The 22,375-nt window shown below is 75.6% G+C and carries 18 protein-coding genes; 6 read left to right on the top strand and 12 right to left on the bottom strand.

Annotation, left to right across the window (positions count from 1 at the left end; genetic code table 11):
* Nucleotides 1-7 precede the first annotated feature (7 nt).
* From WCD74_RS19530 to WCD74_RS19570, 9 genes are all read right to left on the bottom strand, one after another.
* Nucleotides 8-1,168, bottom strand: coding sequence for an N-acetylmuramoyl-L-alanine amidase (locus WCD74_RS19530; RefSeq protein WP_337696542.1), 1,161 nt, complete (start codon nt 1,166-1,168; stop codon nt 8-10).
* Nucleotides 1,169-1,369: 201 nt separating this feature from the next.
* Nucleotides 1,370-1,696, bottom strand: coding sequence for a thioredoxin (gene trxA / locus WCD74_RS19535; RefSeq protein ID WP_337696543.1), 327 nt, complete (start codon nt 1,694-1,696; stop codon nt 1,370-1,372).
* A 46-nt stretch (nt 1,697-1,742) separates the two neighbouring features.
* Complete coding sequence (gene trxB, locus WCD74_RS19540) at nt 1,743-2,756, bottom strand: thioredoxin-disulfide reductase (RefSeq protein ID WP_337696544.1); 1,014 nt, start codon at nt 2,754-2,756, stop codon at nt 1,743-1,745.
* Nucleotides 2,757-2,814: 58 nt separating this feature from the next.
* On the bottom strand, nt 2,815-3,588 hold the full coding sequence (locus tag WCD74_RS19545) for an RsmA family anti-sigma factor (protein WP_337696545.1): 774 nt from the start codon (nt 3,586-3,588) through the stop codon (nt 2,815-2,817).
* Nucleotides 3,585-4,220: an RNA polymerase sigma factor SigM gene (gene sigM / locus WCD74_RS19550; protein WP_337696546.1), complete on the bottom strand. Its 636-nt coding sequence runs from the start codon at nt 4,218-4,220 to the stop codon at nt 3,585-3,587. The genes WCD74_RS19545 and sigM overlap by 4 nt, the downstream gene beginning before the upstream one ends.
* Nucleotides 4,221-4,281: 61 nt before the next feature.
* Complete coding sequence (locus WCD74_RS19555; protein ID WP_337696547.1) at nt 4,282-6,273, bottom strand: protein kinase family protein; 1,992 nt, start codon at nt 6,271-6,273, stop codon at nt 4,282-4,284.
* Between the two features lie 165 nt (nt 6,274-6,438).
* The gene (gene murJ / locus WCD74_RS19560; protein WP_337696548.1) at nt 6,439-8,436 is read right to left on the bottom strand and encodes a murein biosynthesis integral membrane protein MurJ; all 1,998 of its coding nucleotides are present in this window, start codon (nt 8,434-8,436) and stop codon (nt 6,439-6,441) included.
* A 401-nt stretch (nt 8,437-8,837) separates the two neighbouring features.
* Nucleotides 8,838-11,111: a hypothetical protein gene (locus tag WCD74_RS19565; RefSeq protein ID WP_337696549.1), complete on the bottom strand. Its 2,274-nt coding sequence runs from the start codon at nt 11,109-11,111 to the stop codon at nt 8,838-8,840.
* Nucleotides 11,108-11,593 (bottom strand): NUDIX hydrolase, encoded by a 486-nt coding sequence (locus WCD74_RS19570; protein WP_337696550.1) that lies wholly within the window; start codon nt 11,591-11,593, stop codon nt 11,108-11,110. Before WCD74_RS19570 ends, WCD74_RS19565 begins: the two co-directional genes overlap by 4 nt.
* 192 nt (nt 11,594-11,785) lie before the next feature.
* Between WCD74_RS19570 and WCD74_RS19575 the strand changes: the two genes are divergently transcribed.
* Entirely contained in the window at nt 11,786-13,183 is a 1,398-nt protein-coding gene (locus WCD74_RS19575) for a CCA tRNA nucleotidyltransferase (protein WP_337696673.1), read from the top strand.
* A 39-nt stretch (nt 13,184-13,222) separates the two neighbouring features.
* Nucleotides 13,223-13,792 carry a hypothetical protein gene (locus WCD74_RS19580; RefSeq protein ID WP_337696551.1) on the top strand — a complete coding sequence of 190 codons (570 nt, stop codon included), beginning with the start codon at nt 13,223-13,225 and terminating at the stop codon, nt 13,790-13,792.
* Here WCD74_RS19580 and WCD74_RS19585 read toward each other — a convergent pair.
* Nucleotides 13,681-15,126 carry an MFS transporter gene (locus tag WCD74_RS19585; protein WP_337696552.1) on the bottom strand — a complete coding sequence of 482 codons (1,446 nt, stop codon included), beginning with the start codon at nt 15,124-15,126 and terminating at the stop codon, nt 13,681-13,683. The two genes, WCD74_RS19580 and WCD74_RS19585, sit on opposite strands and share 112 nt — an antisense overlap.
* A gap of 144 nt (nt 15,127-15,270) precedes the next feature.
* Between WCD74_RS19585 and WCD74_RS19590 the strand changes: the two genes are divergently transcribed.
* Complete coding sequence (locus tag WCD74_RS19590) at nt 15,271-15,873, top strand: YqgE/AlgH family protein (RefSeq protein WP_337696553.1); 603 nt, start codon at nt 15,271-15,273, stop codon at nt 15,871-15,873.
* Nucleotides 15,874-15,908: 35 nt separating this feature from the next.
* Nucleotides 15,909-16,439 (top strand): DUF427 domain-containing protein, encoded by a 531-nt coding sequence (locus WCD74_RS19595; protein WP_337696554.1) that lies wholly within the window; start codon nt 15,909-15,911, stop codon nt 16,437-16,439.
* Nucleotide 16,440: 1 nt separating this feature from the next.
* Here the strand turns inward: WCD74_RS19595 and WCD74_RS19600 are convergent, their stop codons facing one another.
* The gene (locus WCD74_RS19600) at nt 16,441-16,908 is read right to left on the bottom strand and encodes an SdpI family protein (RefSeq protein WP_337696555.1); all 468 of its coding nucleotides are present in this window, start codon (nt 16,906-16,908) and stop codon (nt 16,441-16,443) included.
* A gap of 104 nt (nt 16,909-17,012) precedes the next feature.
* Here WCD74_RS19600 and WCD74_RS19605 point away from each other — a divergent pair, with 104 nt between their 5' ends.
* Together WCD74_RS19605 and WCD74_RS19610 are read left to right on the top strand one after the other, a co-directional pair.
* Nucleotides 17,013-19,943 (top strand): leucine--tRNA ligase, encoded by a 2,931-nt coding sequence (locus WCD74_RS19605; RefSeq protein WP_337696556.1) that lies wholly within the window; start codon nt 17,013-17,015, stop codon nt 19,941-19,943.
* Nucleotides 19,944-20,158: 215 nt separating this feature from the next.
* Nucleotides 20,159-21,112: a putative endonuclease domain-containing protein gene (locus WCD74_RS19610; RefSeq protein ID WP_337696557.1), complete on the top strand. Its 954-nt coding sequence runs from the start codon at nt 20,159-20,161 to the stop codon at nt 21,110-21,112.
* A 156-nt stretch (nt 21,113-21,268) separates the two neighbouring features.
* Here WCD74_RS19610 and WCD74_RS19615 read toward each other — a convergent pair whose 3' ends face one another.
* A complete protein-coding gene (locus WCD74_RS19615) occupies nt 21,269-22,342 on the bottom strand; it encodes an inositol-3-phosphate synthase (RefSeq protein ID WP_337696558.1) in 1,074 nt (357 codons plus the stop codon).
* Nucleotides 22,343-22,375 lie beyond the last annotated feature (33 nt).

Genomic DNA, 22,375 nt, shown 5'->3' on the forward strand with positions numbered 1-22,375 from the left:
CGGGCCGTCAGGCACCGATCGGGCTGCCCTCTTCGCGCTGCAGGATGTCGGAGAAGGTGAACGTGCCGGTCGGCTTGTCGTTCTGCCCCAGCAGGTAGAGCCGCTTGACCGCCACGAGGATCCCCTCGGCGACGACGTCGCGGAACGCCGGGTCGAGCAGGCGGTGGCGGTCCGAGTCGTTGGTCAGGTAGCCGATCTCGACGCGCACCGCGGGCATCCGGGTCAGCCGCAGGAGCTCCCACGGACGCGGGTGCACGCCGCAGTCGGTCATCCGGGTGCGGGCGAGCAGCTCGCGGTGGATGTAGCCCGCCAGGGCCTCGCCCACGGTGGACGTGGCGCCGGTCCCGGTGCCGAAGTGGAAGGCGGCGAGCCCGTTCGCGGCCGGGCTGGGGTTGGCGTCGATGTGCAGCGAGAGCACGACGTCGGCGCCGGCGGAGTTCGCGAAGCCGGCGCGTTCGGCGTCGGTCGGGCAGTCCTGCGGGCCGTGGGAGAGCAGCGCCTCCATGCCCGCGGCCGACATGCGGCCCTCGAGACGGCGGGCGATGTCGGAGACCAGGCCGGCCTCGGTGACGTCGCCGACGGCTCCGCCCGGGTGCGACCCGCCGTGACCCGGATCGATCACGATGCGCTTGCCGGAGAGCCGCGGCCCGGCCTTGTGCAGCCGCTCCTGCTCGCGCAGCAGGCCGGGGCGGCCACCGGTGACCTTGCGGCCGAGGTAGCCGAGGTGGCGCAGCGTGCGGGGCCCGCAGATGCCGTCCGGGGCCATCCCGTAGTCACGCTGGAAGCTGCGCAGCGCCTGCTCGGTCTGCCGGCCGAAGGCGCCGTCGGCGCGGCCGGAGTCGTAGCCGAGCTCGAGCAGGCGCTCCTGGAGGGCGAACACGTCGTCGCCGGTCATCATGTTCGTGGTCTGCAGGCAGAGCATGCGGTCGCCCAGCGACCAGCGGGCGTCCCGCAGCGCGCGGTAGGTCGCGGTCCCGACGACGCCGTCCGTGATCAGCCCGCGGTTCTGCTGGAAGGCGCGGACGGCGTCCTCGAGCGCGGAGTCGAACAGCGCGGCGTCGAACACGGAGTGCGCGGCGTCCGCGGGCTCGAGCAGGCCCAGGGCCTCGAGCGCTGCGCGGACCTCGGCGACCGCCGGACCGGTGTCGCCGCGGCTGAGCAGCTGCATACGGTCGCTCCCGTCGAAGTCCGGTGCCTGCCGAGGGGCCGGTCCCGGCGGGCACCGACTCACTCGGACCTCATTGTGCCCTGTCGCCCCGCGCGCACCCGGCATCGGGCCCGCGCCGGAGGGTCACGGTTCGGGTTCGGGAACGACGACGCCGGGCCCGGACGGGGTCCGGACCCGGCGTCGGTGGTGCGTCGTGCCGACTCAGGCGAGCACGTCGGAGAGGTCGTCGAGCAGCGCGGCCTTCGGCTTCGCGCCCACGATCTGCTTCACCGGCTTGCCGCCCTGGAACACGATCATCGTGGGGATCGACATGACCTGGTAGTCACGCGCCGTGGCCTGGTTCTGGTCGATGTCCAGCTTGGCCACGGTGATCTTGTCGCCGTGCTCCTGGGCGATCTCCTCGAGCACCGGGGCGACCATCTTGCACGGCCCGCACCAGGTGGCCCAGAAGTCGACGACGACGGGCTTGTCGCTGTTGAGCACCTCGTCCGAGAACGTGGAGTCGGTGACGTTGATCGGGCTGCCCATGGGGGCTCCTTCGTGACGGGGACGGATGGGGTCTGAGGGGTCGGGGTCAGGACGCCGGGACGGCGTCCAGCTCCGGGTCGAGCTCGGTGCCGGCGCCGGGTTTGGGCGACGTCGCCGGCGTCGCGGTGGCCGGGTTCTCGGCGAGCCAGCGCTCGGCGTCGATCGAGGCCGTGCAGCCGCTGCCCGCGGCCGTGACGGCCTGCTGGTAGGTCTTGTCCGTGAGGTCTCCGCAGGCGAACACACCCGGCAGGTTCGTGTACGTGCTCGGGTGGTCGACGAGGACGTAGCCCTCGTCGTCGGTGTCGACCTGCCCGGTGAGGAGCGCGGAGCGCGGGTCGTGCCCGATCGCGACGAACATCCCGGTCGCGTCCAGGGTGTCCTCCTCGCCGGTGACGACGTCGCGGACCCGCACACCGGTGACGGCCGTGTCGCCGAGCACCTCGGTGACCACGGCGTTCGTCCGGAAGCGGATCTTGTCGTTCGCGCGGGCCCGCTCCAGCATGATCCCGGAGGCCCGGAACTCCTCGCGGCGGTGCACGATCGTCACCGATCGGGCGAAGCGGGTGAGGAAGGTGGCCTCCTCCATCGCCGAGTCGCCGCCGCCGACCACCACGATGTCGTGGTCGCGGAAGAAGAAGCCGTCACAGGTCGCACAGGCGCTGACGCCGTGGCCCAGCAGCTTCTCCTCGCCGGGGACCCCGACGTAGCGCGGGGCCGCGCCCATGGCGAGGATCACCGAGCGGGCGTGGTGCTGCTCGGACCCGACCGTCACGGTCTTCACGTCGGCCGCGAGGTCCAGGGCGTCGACGTCCGCGGGGCGCAGGTCCGCGCCGAACCGCTCGGCCTGCCGCCGCATCTGGTCCATCAGGTCCGGGCCCATGATGCCCTCGGCGAACCCGGGGTAGTTCTCGACCTCGGTGGTCGTCATGAGAGCACCACCGAACTGGCTGCCCTCGAAGACCACGACGTCGAGCTGCGCCCGGGCCGCATAGGTCGCCGCGGTGTAGCCGGCCGGTCCGGAACCCACGATGATCACGTCGTGGATCGTCTGCTCACTCACGCCCGCTGAAACGTCGCCCACCTCCCCAGGATTCCCCACCGGGTGTCGTCCGGCCCACTCACCCACCGACCTCGACGTCCGCGAGGGTGTCCGGCGAGCCCGGGGCGCAGGCGGGACCGACGACGAGCAGCCGGAACACCGCCGCGCGCCCGGTGGTGAGGACGTGGAGGGTGCCGGGGCGCCCGTCGAGGACCACCGCGCGCGTGCCGGCCGGGACGGTGCCCGCCGGCAGCCCGTGGGCGGCCAGGCAGCCGGCCCGCCCGGCCGGGTCGGACCCCGGGCCCGCCTCGCGGGCGCCCAGACCCGAGCGCAGGGCCTGCGGGAGGTCCCGGGTGGAGAGCACCAGCGGGTCGTCCGGACCGGGCGGAGCCGGTGCGGCGGTCGGAGCCGGGGGTCGCGGCCCGGCGCCCTGCCCGCTGCCCACGCCGGCGACCCCGACCACGCCCGCCACCACCGCGGCGACGGCCACCGCCACCAGCCCTCCCGCGAGCAGGCGACGGCGGGTGCCCTGCCGGCGACCCGGTGGCCGGGACGGCGGCAGGGACGGTGGCCGGGACGGTGGCCGCGGCCGACCCGGGCGGGTGGGCACGGGCCGGCCGGGCGGGGGACCGGAGGCCGACCGCTCGGCGGCGAGGGCGGCCTCCAGGGCGGCCGCGAGCCCCTCGGGCGCCGCGGGGCGGGGGGCGGCGGCGAGGTCGGCGCGGGTGCGGTCGAGAGCCGCGAACAGCTCCTCCTCACCGGGACGCGGCGCCTCGCCCTCGCCGTGGCGCAGGGCGGCGTCCGTCTCCGCGTCGCCGGGGGGTCCTCCTCCCCGGGGCGCCCGCTCGTTCATCGCTCTCCTCCCGCCGGGCTGCGCACGTGGCCTCCGGGGGCTTGGACGTCGCCGGGCCCCGGATCGTTCCCGATCGGTCCCCGACCGGTGCCGTCCGGGCGCAGGTGCCCGAGCAGGAGGGCCAGCCGGTAGCGCCCGCGGGCCGCACGGCTCTTCACGGTGCCCTCCTTGACCCCGAGCACGGCCGCCGCCTCGGCCACGGCCATCCCCTCCATGTCGACCAGCACGACGGCCGCCCGCTGCGGCAGGGGCAGCCGCCCGAGGGCGTCCTCGACGGCGAGGGCCCGCTCCCGGTCCAGGATCGGATCCCGGCGCAGGGGCACGTCGACGGACTCGGTCAGCGGGACCGCGGCACGGTGGCGCCGGCGACGCAGCCGGTCGAGGGCGGCGTGGTGCACGATGCGGCGCAGCCAGGTGCTCACCGAGGCCTCCCCGCGCCAGCGGGGCGCGTGGCGGAACGCCGAGAGCAGCGCCTCCTGCACCACGTCGGAGGCGTCGTGGTGGTCGCGGACGATGCGCAGCGCGTAGACCCAGAGGCGGTCGCGGTGGCGGCGCACGATCTCGTCGAACGCGAGCGGCTCGCCCGCGAGGTGCGCGGTCAGCAGCGCCTCGTCGGAGCGCTCGTCGTCCACGTCCGCGGACGCTAGGCGGCCCGCCGACGGCACAGGGGCCGTTCGGGAGAACCGGCCGCCGTCAGCTCCCGCCGATCACCGTGACCTCGGCGATCTCGCTGCTGTAGCCGCCGTCGGACTGCGCCAGCCCGGTGACCCAGACGAGCAGGTTGCCGGTCGGCGCCCCGGCCTGCAGCGGGATCGTCGTGGTGTCGCCGGAGACCGTGCCCGTCCCGAGCAGCTGGGTCTGCGCCAGCGGGAGGTTCGGGGCGGCCGCCGCGCGGATCTCGATCGTGGTGCCCGGGCTGGGCGAGCGGACGACGACCTGGGCCGGCCGGCTCGGGGCGCGGAAGGTCGTCATCAGCCCGATCCCGGGCTTCAGCGCCGGGAACTGCTGGCGGTAGTCCGACGTCGACCATGTCGTCGAGGGGTCGTTGTCGGCCGCGCGGCCCACCCGGTCGGGGTTGTCCGGGTTCCCCGACGGGTCGTAGACCGCGATGCTCGCGAGCTGCACCGGGCCGGCCGGTGCGGCGGGGGCGGGCGGGACCGCGGGCGCGGCGGAGGGCGCGGCCGGTGCGGGCACCGGCGCGGCGGAGGTCGGGATGACCAGCGGCGGCGCCGACGAGGGCCCGCCGCCGAGCAGCGACACGGCCTGGAAGGCGACGAACGCGACGATCGCGAGCACCGCCACGACCAGCAGCGTCACGCCGATCCGCAGCTTGCGACGGGTGGCCGGGTCCGGCCGGTCGGAGTCCTCGTCGTCGGGGTGCCACACCGCGCCGTCGTCCTCGGCGAGCTGGACCCCGTCCTCGGTGAGGGGCAGCAGCACCCCGTCGTCCTCGGCGCCCTCGCGCAGTTGGCGGATCAGCCCGTGCACGGCCGCGGCGGTGCGGATGCCGCCGGTGGCGTCCAGGGTGCGGTCGACCAGGGCCGCGAGCCCGACGGGCAGGGCCGGGCGCAGGTCCCGCACCGGGGCGACGGACCCGGAGCCGGTGCGCGGTGCGGCCTTCAGCCCGGCCGGGGTGGTCCCGTCGGTCGAGGGCCACCGGCCGGTCAGCAGCAGGTAGAGGGTGGCGCCGAGCCCGCGGACGTCGTCGTCGACCTCGGCGTCGCCGCGCGGCATGGGGAACGCCAGGCGGGCGTTGGCGCGGGCGGTGACCCGGACGCGCTGCGGGTGGTCCAGCCCGAGGACCAGGCCGGCGCGGTGGGCGTCGGCCACGGCCTGCGCCAGTGGTTCGACCACGCGCAGCGCCGCGCTCGGCGAGAGCGGCCCGCCCGCGACCAGCTCGGCGAGGTCGCGGCCGGGGGTCCACTCGGCCACCGCGGCACCCAGGACCCCGGCGGGCAGACGGCTCGAGCCGGGCTGGATGACGTCCAGGACGCGGGCGGCGTGCCGGTGCGCGAAGTGCGCCGAGCGGGTCGCCCGGGAGAGGGCCGACGACGCCCGCACGTCGGCCTGCCAGCCGCCGACGAGCAGGGTCATGGCGACGTCGCGCTCCAGCGTCGTGTCGCGGGCCTTCCACAGCGCGGCGTCGGCGGGCCGGTCGCGACCGACCTCGCTGACCAGCCGGTAGCGGTCCGCGATCACGGTGCCCGGCACGAGGGCGCCGTTCGGACCGACCGGGATGGGGCCCGACGACGGCGTGCGGGGCCCGGGAGGCGGCATCGGGCGGCGGCCGGACCGCCGGCCGGACGCCGGGCGCCCCCCGGTCCCGCCGCGACGCGCGCCGTCCGGGAGGTACGTGGTGGGGCCGTCGATCCCGGTCCCCGGCGACGCCGGCACCGGCGGCACGGCGGTGGTCGGCGCATCCGGGCCGGACCTGGACGGGGACGACGGGGACGACGGGGACGACGGGGACGACTCGGCCGGCGGGTCCGCGGGGCTGTCCGGCCCGTCGGTCCCGGGGCTCCCGGCGGCCGGGGCGTCGGGGTCGGGCGCGGTCGGCGCGGGTGACGCCTTCAGGGCGCCGGCCTCGGCGTCGGGGTCCACGGCGCCCGCCGTCTCGGCCGGGTCGACGACCGCGTTCGAGCCGGTCCGGGACGGGGCCGGACCCGGCGCGCGCCGCGCGCTCATCGCGTCGTCCACCCCTCACCTCCGGGCTCGCCCCACCCGTGACGGCCGTCCCGCGATCACGCCACCCGGTGAGACTACGGGACACCCGGGCCCGCGTCGTGGACCCGAGGCCCGGGCGCGACGCCTCTCACCGCGCGGCAACCCGAACGGTGTCGGCCCGCGCCGTCAGCGGCCGACCAGGCGTCGCAGCCGGGACACGACCGGGTCGAGCTCCGGGACCCGCAGCAGCCGCATCGCGACGGCCAGCACGCCCACCGACACCGCCCCGCCCAGCAGCACCGTCAGCCACGCCTTCGCGACCGCCCCGCTGCCGGGGAGCAGGCGCTCGAGCAGGGTGATCAGCAGGACGGCGACCAGCACCGCCATCACCGAGGCCAGCCCGGTGAGCAGCATCGTGCGCAGCACCCGGCGCGTGTCCAGGCGCCCGAGCCGCGACCGCAGCCAGACGTCACCGACCACCGAGCCGACGACGAACCCGAACGCGTTGACCGCGGCCAGGCCGAGGACCACCTGGTCGGGCGCCAGGAGCACGGGACACAGGTAGGCCAGCGGGACCTTGACCGCCGTCATCACGACCATGATCAGCGTGGGCGTCCGCGCGTCGGCCATCGCGTAGAACACGCGCAGCTGCAGCATCACGACCGCCATCGGGAGCAGCCCGAACGCCGACGCGGACAGGGTGGCGCCCAGGGTCGCCGCCGACGCGCCGCCGGACTTGCCGAGTGAGAACATCGCGATGCCGAGCTGCGAGCCGAAGACGGTGAGGATCGCGCTGACCGGGAGCAGGGTCACCGTCGAGAGCCGGGAGCCGAGCGACAGGTCGGCCACCACCTGGTCCAGGCGCCCGTTGGCGGCGGCCGCGCTCATCCGGGGCATCAGGGCGGTCAGCAGCGACACGCCGAGCACGCCGTAGGGCACCTGGATGAGCAGCCAGGCGTTCGCGTAGACCGACGGCCCGCCGGGGTCGGAGGAGAGGGCGACGCGCAGGATCGCGGTGAGACCGACCTGCGAGATGATCACGTACGCGACGACCCACGCGGCGAGCCCACCGAACGCGGTCAGCCGCGGGTCCCACCCGAAGCGCCACCTCCAGCGGAAGCCGGTGCGCCGCATGGCCGGGAGCATCACGGCCGCCTGGAGGACGATCCCGAGCGTGCTGCCCACCCCGACGACCAGCAGCTGCGTCGTGGAGATCCCGCCGTCGGGCGGGCTCGGCAGGAACCAGTAGACCGCGAGCGCCCCGAGCACGACGACGTTGTTGAGCACCGGGGCCCACGCGGCCGGGCCGAACACCGCGCGGGCGTTGAGGATCGCCCCGAACAGGGCCCCCATGCCGTAGAAGAAGATCTGCGGCAGCAGCAGGTAGGCGAAGTCGATCGCGAGCGGGCGGTACGCCTCGTTCTCGATGTATGGCAGGACGAGCACCGGGGCGGCGACGACCGCGATCGTCGTCGCGACCGCGAGTGCCACGGCGGCCCCGGAGAGGAGCTTCTGCGCGAACGCGTCCCCGTCGTCGCCGTCCTCCTTGGCCGCGCGCACGAGGACCGGGATGACGACGCTGGTCAGGACGCCGCCGAGCAGCAGCTCGAAGATGATGTTCGGGAGGGTGTTCGCGATCTGGAAGGCGCTGCCGACGAACTCGAGGCCGATCGTGGCGGCCAGCGCCAGGGTGCGCAGGAAGCCCGTGAGGCGGCTGACGAGGGTCGCGACCGCCATCCCGCCCGAGGCTTTCACCAGCGACGAGTCGTCGCGCTCGTCGCTCGGCGTGCGGGGCGCCGGCACCGCGGGCGCGTCCTGCTCCAGCGGCGGCCGCGGCAGCAGGACGGTCTCGTCGCGGGAGTCCCCCACCGTCCACGACGCGAGGGGTGCCCCGCGTCCGGGGACCGCGGCGGTGTCCGCCAGGGCGGCGAGCCGGGTGGTGGCCTCCTCGACACGGGCCGGGACGGTGCGGGTGGCCTCGTCGGCGGGGGCCGCCGGCGGCCGGGCGGGACCGGGCGGCACCGCCCGGGCGGGCACGGTGGCGGCGTCGCGGGGCTGCGCCCCCAGCGGGCGCGTCGCACCCGGGTCCGGGGGACGGGAGGTCCCGGGCGGCACCGGGCCCGGCGCCGGCGTCGGCCCGGGGAGGGGCGACGCACCGGGCGGGGGGACCTCCGTGCGGGGCATCGGACGGCCAGGGGGGCCCGGCGGTGGGCCGGCGGGGCCGGCGGGGCCGGCGGGGCCACGGTGCGGCGGGGGGCCCGGTCGCGCGCCGGGGGGCGGGCCGGCCGGTTGGCCGGGGGGCTGGTGCGACCCGCCGAGCGGGGGCGGGCCGGCGGGCGGGCCCGGGACGGGGCCGGGCGCCCCGGGGCGGGCCGGCGCGCCCGGGCGGGTGGTCGGACGCGTGCTCGCGTCCTCGGCGGGCGCCTCCCGGTCGAGGTGCTCGGGGTTGCCGGGTGGCGGGCGACGCGGCATGCGGTCGTCCGCCGGCGCCGGGGGCGGCGGGACGACCACGTACTCGTCCGGGTCGGGCGGGGCGGCGTCGGACGCTGCGTCGGAGCCGGGGTCCCCGCGCCCCGGGCGGCCGCTCACCGGGCCTGCAGCGGACGGTCGGCGTCCGGGGTCGTCCCCGTCCCGTCCGTCGGCTGCTCCCCGTCGGTCGGCGTCGTGGACCGACGCCTGCGCCGGGACCGCCGGTCGCGGCGCGCCGCCCGGACCCGCAGCGCCACCCGGAGGCTCGCCAGGGTCACCAGCACGACGGCTGCGGACGCGGTCAACCACACCGTGATCGTGCCGTAGGCGGTCGATCGGAGCAGCAGACGAGCCGTGGGACCGAGCGCTTCTCCCCCGGGCGTGCGCGCGGTCGCGTCGATGGTGAACGGGCCGGCCCGCTCGACGTCCAGCGCCACCTGGAACTGGTAGCTGCCGAAGGCGGGCACCTGGCGGACCGGTACCGGGGAGGCCCGCACCCCGGGCGTCGGCGCCAGGGCCACGGTCACGTCGACCGCCACCGGCAGCTGGTTCTCCACGGTGAGCAGCAGCGGTGCGTCGCTGGAGCCCAGCGAGTAGGTCCCCGCGGGCTGGATCACGCGCACCATCGAGCGCAGGGTCCGCATCTGCGCGGCCACGTCGTCGGCGGCGGCCCGCTGCAGGGCCGGGTCGCCGCGGCCGGCCGCCGACAGGCTGCGCAGCAGGGCTCCGGTGAGCGGGGTCACGTAGTCGGACGGCGTCGGGGCCCCGGCGCGGTCCTGCCGGCTCGCCGCGAGCAGGTCGCGCTGGTCGTCGCGCACGGCCCGGATCTCGTCCAGCACGGCCGGGGACCGGTCCGAGACGGCCACGCGGTCGCCCGGCCCCAGGGCCACCGTCGGCGGGGCGGCGGCCGCCGCTCCCCGTGCCACCAGGGTGCCGACGTCGACCGGGGTCACCAGCCCGCGCCGCGCGAGCTCGGTGAGGCCGGCGAGGAGCGCCCCGGCGGCGGCCGGGTCGACCTCCCAGTCGGCGGGCGGGGCGAGCACCGTCGTACGGGGCGGCGCAGGCGGCTGGTCGGGTCCGGCCAGCGAGCGCAGGGTCGTGACGGCGAGCGCGTCCTGGGTCGCGAGGGCACCGCGGGCGGGTGCGGTGCCGCCGCCCGGAGCGGGGTCCGCGGCGAGGGCCCGGGCCGCGAGCGGGTCGGTGGCGACCGCGAGCGTGCCGCCGTCGCCGCCGGCGAACCGCCCGGTGCCGCCCGGCGGGACGCCGCCGGTGAGCGTCGCGCCGTCGACGACCAGGGCGCGTGCGCCGCCGCCCGCGAGGTCGGCCAGGCTGCGTTCGTCGAGCAGGCCGCCCGCCGGCACGGTCGCGTCCGGCACCGGGCCGACGCCGAGGAGCTCCGCCGTCCGCCGTTCGCCCAGGGTGCGCGCCGAGGTCGTCAGGTCGCTCATGTTCCCGCGACTGGTGGCCAGGAGGTCGGCGTCGGCGTAGGGCAGCGCGATCACGCAGCGGCCCGGGGCGGCGGCGCGCACCGCCGCGAGCCACTGCGCGGCGGCCTCGGCGCCCGCCCCGGGGCGCGGGCCGGTCGGGCTGGTGACCTGGTAGCCGGCGCTCATGTCGCGGGCGGTCTCGAGGAGGTCGGCGTCCACGGCCAGGCAGGTGGCGGCCGCGGCGGGGCTCCCGAGCGGCGCGGAGCGGGTCAGGGCCGCGACCAGCCCGCCGAGGCGGCCGTCCGGCGCGAACGAGGCCGCCAGGGAGTCGTCCGCGAGCAGCGTCGGGCTGCCCGGGGTCACGGCCAGGCGGCGGGGCCGGTCGGAGAGCGGGTAGAGCAGGGAGACGGTCCCCGGTGCCGGGACGGCGGCGGGCCGGCCGGGGAGCCCGGCGACCGGGAGCAGGAAGCGCAGCGCCGCGACCCGCGCGGGGGCCGCACCCGTGCCCGGCGTGCCGTTCACCTCGACGACCAGCGGGAAGACCCCCGGCCCGGGGAGCGCGAGGGCGGCGAGGGGCACCCGCAGCGCGACCGGCACCTCCTCCCCGGGGTCGAGGACGCCCGCGACCGGGGTGAACGGCTGCGTGGAGCCGGCCGGGTCCGGCGAGATCGCCCCGCTCAGGGCCCGGTCCACCTCCCGGTCGGTCGCGACCGCGGCCCCCCGCTGGGCGCGGACCCCCAGGTCGCGGACCGGGACCGGCCCGCGGTTGGCCACCCGACCGGTGATCGTCACCTCGGTGGTCTCCGGCCCGACGACCCGCGGCGCGGCGTCCACGTCCAGAATCACGCCCCCCGTCGGTGCCTGCCGCGGCGCGGCCGCGGCGGGGACGGGCAGCAGCGCGAGCACCGCGACCGCGGCGACCACGACGTACAGGAGGGTCCGGCGGGCCCCTCCTGCGATCACGCGGACTCCTCCAGGATCTCCGCGGCCAGGCGGACCAGCCGGCGCTCGTCGGCGTAGGCCAGGCGCGAGCCGAGCTCGGTCAGCGGGACCCACGCCACCTCGGTGACCTCGACGTCCTCGTCGGAGAGCTCGCCGCCGTGCGCCGAGAGCAGGAAGTGCTGGACCGTCTTGTGCACCCGGCGGTCCTCGGCGACGAACCAGTAGTCGATGCTGCCGAGCGGGGCCTGCACGGCCGCGATGATGCCGGTCTCCTCCTCGACCTCCCGCACCGCGGCCTGCTCGGCGGTCTCGCCCTCCTCGATGTGGCCCTTGGGGAGCGACCAGAGCAGCCGCCCCCGCCGGTCGAGGCGCCCGATCAGCGCGGCGCAGCCGTGCTCGACGTCCACGACCAGGCCGCCCGCGGAGAACTCGTCGACCGTCCGCATGCGCCGCCGCGGGCCGCGCCGACGGCGGTCGGCGGGTCGGCGCGGGGACGGGGGCATTCCGTGATGGTACGGCGGACGGGCTCCCGAAGGGCGGCGACGAGGCCCGGGCACCCGCCGCCCGCCCGGGTGGTGCACGCCGACCCCGCGATAGGCTGTCCCGCCGTGCCCGGAGGAGCCCAGACCGTCCCACCCGTCGTCGGGAACGCCGGAAACGAGCAGCACGAGGGCCTCGACGCCGGTCAGACTGCGGTGGTGGAGCTGTTGCGCTACTCGCCCGTCGCCGACGAGCTCGGCCGCCGCTTCGCCGACGCCGGACACCGGCTCTACCTCGTCGGTGGCAGCGTCCGCGACGCGTTGCTGGGCCGGCTGTCGAGCGACCTGGACTTCACCACGGACGCCCGTCCGGCCCAGGTCAAGAAGATCGTCTCCGGCTGGGCGGAGGCGGTCTGGGACACCGGCATCGAGTTCGGGACGATCGGGCTGGCGCGCCAAGGCGTGACGCTCGAGGTCACCACCTTCCGTGCGGACTCCTACGACGGCGTGTCCCGCAACCCGGTGGTCGCGTTCGGCGACACCGTCGAGGGCGACCTCGTGCGGCGGGACTTCACCGCGAACGCGATGGCGGTCTCGCTGCCCGACCGCACCTTCGTCGACCCCTGCGGCGGGCTCGCGGCGCTGGCGCGCGGCGTGCTGGACACGCCGATCGAGCCCGAGCGCTCCTTCGACGACGACCCGCTGCGCCTGCTGCGCGCGGCCCGCTTCGTCTCCCAGCTCGGCTTCACGGTCGCGCCGCGGGTGCACGAGGCGATGACGGCGATGGCTTCGCAGCTGGCCCGCATCACCGCCGAGCGGGTCCAGGCCGAGCTGACCAAGCTGGTGCTCGGGGCGCACCCGCGGGCCGGGATCGAGCTGATGGTCGACACCGGGCTGGCCGAGGTCGTGCTGCCGGAGGTCCCGGCGATGCGCCTGGAGATCGACGAGCACGCGCAGCACAAGGACGTCTACGAGCACTCGCTGACGGTCATGGAGCAGGCGATCGACCGGGAGACCGACGGCCCGGACCTCACCCTGCGTCTGGCCGCGCTGCTGCACGACATCGGCAAGCCCGCCACGCGGCGGGTCGAGCCGGGCCAGCGGGTCAGCTTCCACCACCACGAGGTGGTCGGCGCGAAGATGACCCGCAAGCGGCTGCGCGAGCTGCGCTACCCGAAGCAGCTGATCGACGACGTCTCCCAGCTCGTGTTCCTGCACCTGCGCTTCCACGGCTACGGCAAGGGCGAGTGGACCGACTCCGCCGTCCGGCGCTACGTGACCGACGCGGGACCGCTGCTCGACCGGCTGCACCAGCTGGTCCGCTCGGACTCCACGACCCGCAACAAGCGGCGGGCCGCGGCCCTGCAGCGCACCTACGACGACCTCGAGGAGCGGATCGCGCGGATCTCCGAGCAGGAGGACCTCGCGCGGGTGCGTCCCGACCTCGACGGCAACGCGATCATGGAGCTCCTCGGGGTCGAGCCCGGACCCGTCGTCGGGAAGGCCTGGCGGCACCTCAAGGACGTGCGCCTCGAGCAGGGCCCGCTCGACCGCGACCAGGCCGAGGCGGAGCTGCTGGCCTGGGCGCGCGCGGAGGGCATCCTCGGGTCCTGATCGGGGAACCGATCGGCGCCGGGCGCCGTCGGTAGGGGTGTGATCACCTATCGGTTCGGGACCGGCACCGGTCCGGTCCACCGGCACTCCTCGGCGGCCGACCTGGCCCTGGCCGGTGCCGCGCCGGACGCCGTGGCGCTCGACTTCGACGGCGACGGCCGGGTGGACGACGCCCTGTGGGACACCGACGGCGACGGCACGGCGGACCGGGCGGTCCTCGACCTCGACGACGACGGGCGCCCCGAGCGCGCCTTCACCGATCCCTCCGGGCGCGGCGTCTGGGACGGCCGCGTGGACGTCGGGTACGTCGACGGGGGCGGTCGGACGCGCACGGTGCGGGCCGACCGGGACACCGACGGCGACGGCGTTCCCGACGGCGGGTCCGCGGAGGTGGACCAGGACGCCGCCACCCGCGAGACGGTGTGCGACCTCGACGGCGACGGCCGGGCCGACCAGCTGCTCGTCGACCGCGACGGCGACGGCCGGTCCGAGGACGCCTACGCCTCGTCGGTGGCCGGGCGCTGGGACGTGCTGCTGGCCGACACCGATTCCGACGGGGTGGCGGACGCGGTGATCGGCGAGGGCGCCCCGGGCTGGGTGCCGCCCTGAGCGGCCCCGCCGTCCGGGCCGCGCGTGTCGCCGACCGGCACGCCGCGCCGCAGCGCGATCTCGTGGACGACCAGCCCCAGCACGTAGAGCCCGGCCGCGATGACGACCAGGGCCACGGAGCGCCCGTCGGGCGGGCAGAGGAGGGCCGCGACGGCGACGGCCGAGACGTAGGTGACGTTGAAGACGGTGTCGGACAGGGCGAAGACGCGGCCGCGGCGGGCGTCGTCGACCTCGCGCTGCACGGCGGCGTCCGAGCACAGCTTGATCGCCTGGCCGACGAGCCCGAGCAGGAAGGCCGCGGCGAGGATCGTCGGGAGGGTCATCGGGAGGCCGAGGGCGAGCAGCGAGACCGCGGCGAGCACGAGCATCACCCGGACGGTCGCCGGCCGGCCGATGCGCGAGGTCAGCCACGGCGTCACGACGGCCGCGACCCCCAGCCCCGCGGCCGCGGCGACGACGGTCTCCCCGAGCCCGGCGACGCCCGCCTGCAGCGGTCCCCAGTCGGACAGGCCGTTGCGCATCAGCAGGAGCATCACGAGCGTCGCGACCCCGAACGCCAGCCGGTGTGCGGCGACCGCCCAGAACGCGGCCACGACGCCGGGCGCCTCGCGGGCGGCGCGGGCACCGTCGGCGAGCCCGAGCGCGACGGCCTTGAGCGCCTGGGCCGCCTCGGACGGGTCGTCGGGGCCCAGCGAGCCGCGGGCGAACCCGACGGCCACGGCCACGATGACGACCGACCCGACCACCGACGCCGCCGCCGCGATGCCGGACTGCTCGTCGCCGGCGCCGATCAGCCCGGTCAGCGCGAACGAGCACGCCGCGCCGATGGCCGCGGCCATCGCCCCGCTGGTGGTGACCAGCGAGTTCGCCGCCACCAGCCGCCGGGGGGCCACCACGTGCGGCAACGCCGCGGACAGCCCTGCCTGGACGAACCGGCTGACCCCGATCGTCGTCAGCGCCCCCAGGTAGAGCGCCGGGCCGGTGACCCCGGCCGCGACCACCGCCGCGGTCACCAGCGTGAGCACCGCGCGCACCGCGCCCGCGACGACGAAGACGCGGCGGCGGTCCCAGCGGTCGAGCAGTGCGCCCGCGAAGGGTCCGACCAGGGAGTACGGGAGCAGCACCACCGCGAGTCCGAGCGCGACGAGGACGGGGTCGGACTGCCGTTCCGGGTTGAACAGCACCGCCCCGCCCAGCGCGGCCTGGAAGACGCCGTCGCCGAACTGCGCCCCGAGCCGGATCGCGAGCAGCCGCAGGAAACCGGGCTGCGCGGCCAGGTCCCGACGGCTGGTGCGCTCGGGTCGCGGGGCCGGCGACCGGTCGGGCGGGAGCACGACACCGCACGCTACGCGGCTCGCGGTCCGGGCCGGGAGGGCCGGGAGGGCGCTGCGGCGGCCGTGTCCGCCAGGCGGGTGTGAGGTCCGCGCAGCCGGGCGGGCGGGCTGACCGCCGGCCGACCGTGGTGCCACGATGGGGCGGTGGCCGAGGGAACGCGCGACGAGCCAGCCGAACGGTCGGCCCACTCCGTCGAGGCCGGCGCCCTCCTGGTCGCCGCCCCCTCGCTGACCGACCCGAACTTCGCGCGGACGGTCGTGTTCGTGATCGACCACCGGCGCGAGGGGACGCTCGGCGTCATCCTCAACCGGCCCAGCGAGGTCGCGGTGTCCGACGTCCTGCCGACCTGGGGCCCGCACACCTCGCGGCCCAGCGCGGTGTTCGTCGGCGGCCCGGTGGAGCAGAAGACCGCGCTGTGCCTGGCCGCGCTGCGGACCGGGGAGGACCCGGGTGCGACGGCGGGCGTGGTCGGGGTCCGGGGGCCGGTGGCGCTGGTGGACCTCGACGGCGACCCGGAGGCCCTCGCCCCGCGGGTGCGCGGCCTGCGGGTGTTCGCCGGCTACTCCGGGTGGGACCGCGGCCAGCTCGCCGGGGAGATCGCCCGCGGGGACTGGTACGTCGTGCCCGCGCTGCCCGACGACGTCCTCGCTCCGGCCCGCTACGACCTCTGGGGCGGGGTGCTGCGCCGGCAGGGCGTGCCGCTCGCGCTGCTCGCGACCCACGTGTCGGAGCCGTCGCGGAACTGAGCCGCTCCCGGCCGTCCGGCGTAGCGTCGGACCCCGTGCGGATCACGCGTGACACCCCGGGGCCCGGCCAGGAGTCGGTGTGGGACTACCCGCGACCGCCGCGGGCGGAGCGGGACGGGCGCCGGTGCGTGATCACACAGGCGGGCACGGTCGTGGTCGACACCGACGACATGGTGCGGGTCCTCGAGACCAGCCACCCGCCGACGTTCTACCTGCCGCGCACCGCGTTCGCCGACGGCGTGCTGCGCCCGGCGCAGCGGCGGACGGTGTGTGAGTGGAAGGGAACGGCGCGGTACGTCGACGTGATCCTGGGCGAGCGCAGCGACGGGGGGACGACGTGGCCCGGGGCGACCCTGTCCGACGTCGGGTGGTGGTACCCGGAGGGCGACGTCAGCGCGACCTACCCGGAGCTCGCCGACCGCGTGTCGCTGTACCCCGCCCCGTTCGACGAGATCACCCTCGACGGCGAGCGGGTCACCCCGCAGCCCGGCGGCTTCTACGGGGGGTGGATCACCGCGGACGTGGTGGGGCCGTTCAAGGGCGGCCCGGGCTCCTGGGGCTGGTGAGCTACGAACTGCTGCGCGGGCAGATCGCGCAGGAGCCGGCGCACGAGGACGCCTCCGGACCACAGCCGTCGTCGGGAACGGGGATCGAGCAGGGCTGCGCGGGACGGTTCTCCGCCTCGAGGGTGGCCACGCGGTCGGCCTCCGCGTAGCGGCCGCCGACGGTGCCGCCGACCCCGAGCAGCACCAGCAGGCCGAGTCCCCCGACGACCAGCAGCGTCACCGCGGCGGCCGGCACGGGAGCGAGCAGGGCCCCGACGCCCGCGACGAGGCCCAGCGCGCCGGCGCCGGTGAAGGCGGGGGCCGCCACGCGGTTGGCGCGCCGGAACGCGTCGATCCGGGCCATGGTCCAGCCGGTGCGCACGCCGATCACCCGGTTGCGGGGCAGCCGCTGCGTCGCGGCGAGAACTCCCACGACACCGACGGCGAGGGCGGCGACGATGAGCACGGCGGCCAGCACGGGGACGACCATGGCCCCAGAGTAGGCTCGATCGTCGTATCGCCGGTCCCTCGGGGACCCGGCCCCGCCCCGGCTGTCGATCGCGCCGGAGGCCAGTGGTGACCAGGAGGAACGCCGTGACCGCCCAGCCCGACGTCGCCCGGCGGGAGACTCCCGGGGCCGCCGTGCCCCCGTTCCGGTACACCGCCGCGCTGGCGAACGAGATCGAGGCCCGCTGGCAGGACCGGTGGGAGGCCGAGGGCACGTTCGAGACGCCGAACCCCTCCGGCCCGCTGTCCGACGGCGGGACGCTGGACCCGGCCGAGAAGTACTACCTGATGGACATGTTCCCGTACCCGAGCGGTGCGGGGCTGCACGTCGGGCACCCGCTGGGCTTCATCGGCACCGACGTGCTCGGCCGGTTCCTGCGGATGACCGGGCGCACCGTGCTGCACACGATGGGGTTCGACGCGTTCGGTCTGCCCGCGGAGCAGTACGCGGTGCAGACCGGGACGCACCCGCGGACCACCACCGAGGCGAACGTCGAGCGCTACCGCGCGCAGATCCGCCGTCTGGGGCTGGCGCACGACAAGCGGCGGTCCGTGTCGACCACGGACGTGGAGTTCTACCGGTGGACGCAGTGGATCTTCCTGCAGATCCACGGCTCGTGGTTCGACGTCGCGCAGAACCGGGCGCGGCCGATCGCCGAGCTGGAGGCGGAGTTCGCCGCCGGGACCCGAGGGCTGCCCGACGGGCGGTCGTGGGACGCGCTCACGCGACCGGAGCAGGACCGCGTCCTGGACGGCCACCGCCTGGCCTACCTGGCCGACGCGCCGGTGAACTGGTGCCCGGCGCTGGGCACGGTGCTCTCCAACGAGGAGGTCACCGCCGACGGGCGCTCCGAGCGCGGCAACTTCCCGGTCTTCCGGCGCAACCTGCGCCAGTGGATGATGCGGATCACCGCCTACGCGGACCGCCTGGCCGACGACCTGGACGGCGTCGACTGGCCGGAGTCGGTCAAGGCGATGCAGCGCAACTGGATCGGGCGCTCGCAGGGTGCGTCGGTGCGGTTCGCCGTGGCCGGCTCCCCGGAGCCGATCGAGGTCTTCACGACGCGCCCGGACACGCTGTTCGGCGCGACGTACCTGGTGCTCGCGCCGGAGCACCCGCTGGTGGACGCGATCCTGCCCGCCGCCTGGCCGCAGCCCGGCACCGGCGAGGAGCTCGACGGGCGCTGGACGAGCGGGGCGGAGACGCCCGCCGACGCGGTCGCGGGGTACCGCCGCGTGGTGGCGTCGCGGTCCGACCTGGAGCGCCAGGAGGCCCGCGACAAGACCGGCGTCTTCACCGGCGCGTGGGCGACGAACCCCGTGAACGGCGAGCCGCTGCCGGTGTTCGTCGCCGACTACGTGCTGATGGGCTACGGCACCGGCGCGATCATGGCGGTGCCCGGCCAGGACCAGCGCGATTGGGACTTCGCGACCGTGTTCGGCCTGCCGATCACGCGCACCGTCCAGCCGCCCGAGGACTTCGACGGCGAGGCCTACACCGGCGCGGGCGCGGCCATCAACTCCGCGAACTCCGAGATCTCACTGGACGGGCTCGGCGTCGACGAGGCGAAGTCGACGATCATCGCGTGGCTGGCCGGGCGGGGCGACGGCGAGGCGGTCGTGCAGTACAAGCTGCGCGACTGGCTGTTCAGCCGCCAGCGCTACTGGGGCGAGCCGTTCCCGGTGGCCTACGCGGCCGGCGGCGAGACCGACGGCGGGCCCTCGATCCCGCGCGCGCTGCCCGACTCCGACCTGCCGGTGCTGCTGCCCGACGTGGACGAGTACGCGCCCAAGACGTTCGCGCCCGACGACCGCGACTCGTCCCCGGAGTCCCCGCTGGCCCGCGCCGGCGAGTGGGTGGCGTTCTCCGAGGACCTCGCCTCCGACCCGGAGCGGGCGTGGGCGGAGTACGTCCGCGAGACGAACACGATGCCGCAGTGGGCCGGCTCGTGCTGGTACCACCTGCGCTACCTGGACCCGACCAACACCGAGCGCTTCGTCGACCCCGACGTCGAGCGGTTCTGGCTCGGCCCGCGTCCCGACGTGTTCGGCCCGGCCGACCCGGGCGGCGTCGACCTCTACGTCGGCGGCGTCGAGCACGCGGTGCTGCACCTGCTCTACGCGCGGTTCTGGCAGAAGGTGCTGTTCGACCTCGGCCACGTGTCGGCGTCCGAGCCGTTCCGCCGCCTGTTCAACCAGGGCTACATCCAGGCGTGGGCCTACACCGACGCGCGCGGGGTGTACGTGCCGGCCGAGGAGGTCGTGGAGGCCGAGGGCGGCGGATTCACGTGGAACGGCGAGCCCGTGTCCCGGGAGTACGGGAAGATGGGCAAGTCGCTGCGCAACGTGGTGACCCCGGACGAGATGTGCGCCACCTACGGCGCCGACACCTTCCGGCTCTACGAGATGTCGACCGGCCCGATGGAGGCCTCGCGCCCGTGGTCGACCCGCGACGTCGTCGGGTCGCAGCGCTTCCTGCAGCGCGTGTGGCGGCTGCTGGTCGACGAGCAGGACGGGTCGCTGCGGGTGTCCTCGGCCGAGCCGGGTGACGAGACCCTGCGGCTGCTGCACCGGACGATCGACGGCGTGCGCACCGACTTCCCGGCCCTGCACTACAACACCGGGGCCGCGAAGCTGATCGAGCTGTCGAACCACCTGACGAAGACCTATCCCGACGGCGGGTGCCCCCGCTCGGTGGCCGAGCCGCTGGTGCTGATGCTCTCGCCGCTGTGCCCGCACCTGGCCGAGGAACTGTGGTCGAAGCTGGGGCACGCCGGGTCGCTGGCCTACGCGGAGTTCCCGGTGGCCGACGAGTCCCTGCTGGTCGAGGAGTCGGTCGTCTACCCGATCCAGGTCAAGGGCAAGGTGCGCTCCCGGATGACGGTGCCGACCACGGCGTCGGAGGACGAGATCCGCGCGGCCGCCCTGGCCGACGAGAAGGTCGCCGAGATCCTCGGGGGCGCGGAGCCGAAGAAGGTCATCGTGGTCCCCGGCCGTCTGGTGAACGTGGTCCCGTAGGCCCTCGGCCGCCGTTCGTCCCGGTCGCCGCCGGTCGCCCCGGTCGAGCGAAGGGCCCCATCAGTCGGATAGACGGGTCGTGGGCGCCCTTCGCCAACGGCGGCGCCGTGCGGTCCCGAGTGAGCGAAGGGCCCCCTCGCTCAATAGAGCCGTCGATCGGTGCCCATCGCCGACGGAGATGGATCCGGACCGGGGCGGGCTGCGTCAGCCTGTGTGTGCCCCAACGTGCCAAGGTCGACTGGAACGCGGTGTCCGACGCCGCCCCGTCCAACCTCATCCTCGTCCGAACTCTTCTCGCGCTCGGTGTCCCGTCGAGCACCATCGCGTTCCGCTGCCGCAAGACCGGCGGGATGTGGTGGCATCCGCTCCAGGGCCTCGTCGCCCTGGTCCGCGGCGTCCTGACGGTCCACCAACGGCTCGTCGCCGCGTTGCTCGTGGCCGGCGACGAGGCCATGGTCACCGGTCTCGCCGCCTGTCGGCTGTACGGCCTCGACCGGGTGCCGGATCACGACCACGTCCACGTCCTCCTGCCCCATGCTCGCCGGCGACGTTCCGAGGGCTTCCTCCTCGTCGAGCGCACGGCCCGGATACCACCGAGACCGGTGATCCGGGACGGCATCCGGTGCGCGCCACTGGTGCGGGCCCTGATCGACGCCGCCCGGAGGCTCATGCGGGTCGACGACGTACGCGCTCTCCTGTGCGAGGCGGTTCAACGGCGGATGGTCACCGTCGCGGCCCTGCGCGCGGAGCTCGAGGCCGGCTCCTGTCGTGGGGCGGCCCTCGTCCGCCAGGTCGTCGTGGAGCTCGAGGACGGCATCCGCTCGGCCGCGGAGGGTTGGCTCCGCGAGATGGTGCGGGCGATGCCCGAGTTCGCGGAGATCCGCTGGAACGTCCCGCTCCGCCTGCCGAACGGTGAGAAGTTCGTCGCGGACGGCTTCCTCGACGGTGTCGCCCTCGCGATCGAGCTCCACTCGTTCGCCCACCACGCCGATCTGGCGACGTTCGACGCGACGATGCGCCGGCAGGCCGAGATGATCGCCGCCGGGATCATCGTCGTCCCGGTGACGCCGAAGGAGTTGCGGGACGACCCGGCGGCGGTCCGCCGCAAGCTCCGGGCCGCCCTCGAGCAGGCACGGCTGCGCCCCCGACCCGCCGTCGTCGTGGTCTGACGCGGAACGAGCGAAGGGCCCCTTCGGTCGATCTACTCGACCGGAGGCGCCCTTCGCTCGACCGACCGCGGCGTCGAGTCGACTGGCGAGGGGCGCCCCTGGCCCGTCTACTCGACCGAACGGGCCCTTCGCTCAACGGCGTACAGGGGGGCGGGCTCAGTCCTCGCCGCGGATGAACGCCTCGACCCGCTCGTAGGCCACCGAGTCGCGGTACTGCTCGGGCGGGGACTTCATGAAGTACGACGAGGCGCCCAGCAGCGGCCCGCCGATGCCCCGGTCCAGCGCGATCTTGGCGGCGCGCACCGCGTCGATGATGATGCCGGCCGAGTTCGGGGAGTCCCAGACCTCGAGCTTGTACTCCAGCGACAGCGGCACGTCGCCGAACGCGCGGCCCTCGAGGCGGACGTAGGCCCACTTGCGGTCGTCGAGCCACGGCACGTGGTCCGACGGGCCGATGTGGACGTTGTCCTTGCCAATGTCGCGCTCGACCTGCGAGGTCACCGACTGGGTCTTCGACGTCTTCTTGGACTCCAGGCGCTCGCGCTCGAGCATGTTCTTGAAGTCCATGTTACCGCCGACGTTGAGCTGCATCGTGCGGTCGAGGTGCACGCCGCGGTCCTCGAAGAGCTTCGCCAGCACGCGGTGGGTGATGGTGGCCCCGACCTGGGACTTGATGTCGTCGCCGACGATCGGCACCCCGGCCTCGGTGAACTTCCGGGCCCACTCCGGGTCGGAGGCGATGAACACCGGCAGGGCGTTGACGAACGCGACGCCCGCGTCCAGCGCGCACTGCGCGTAGAACTTGTCCGCCTCCTCCGAGCCCACCGGGAGGTAGGAGACGAGCACGTCGGCGCGCGCCTCGCGCAGCGCGGCCACGACGTCCACCGGCTCGTCGTCGGCCTCGGTGATCGTCTCGCGGTAGTAGCGGCCCAGGCCGTCGTAGGTGTGCCCGCGCTGGACGATGACGCCGGTCGGCGGCACGTCCGCGATCTTGATCGTGTTGTTCTCGCTGGCCGTGATCGCCTCCGCGAGGTCCTGCCCGACCTTCTTGGCGTCGACGTCGAACGCGGCCACGAACGTGAGGTCGCGGACGTGGTAGCCGCCGAAGTCGACGTGCATGAGACCCGGCACGCGGGCGGCCGGGTCGGCCTCGGCGTAGTACGTGACGCCCTGCACCAGCGAGGCGGCGCAGTTGCCCACGCCGACGACGGCCACACGGACCTGACCCATGGATGTACTCCTTCGTTTCGATGTCCTGCTCAC

Source organism: Actinomycetospora aurantiaca (assembly GCF_037401875.1).
Lineage (GTDB): Bacteria > Actinomycetota > Actinomycetes > Mycobacteriales > Pseudonocardiaceae > Actinomycetospora > Actinomycetospora aurantiaca.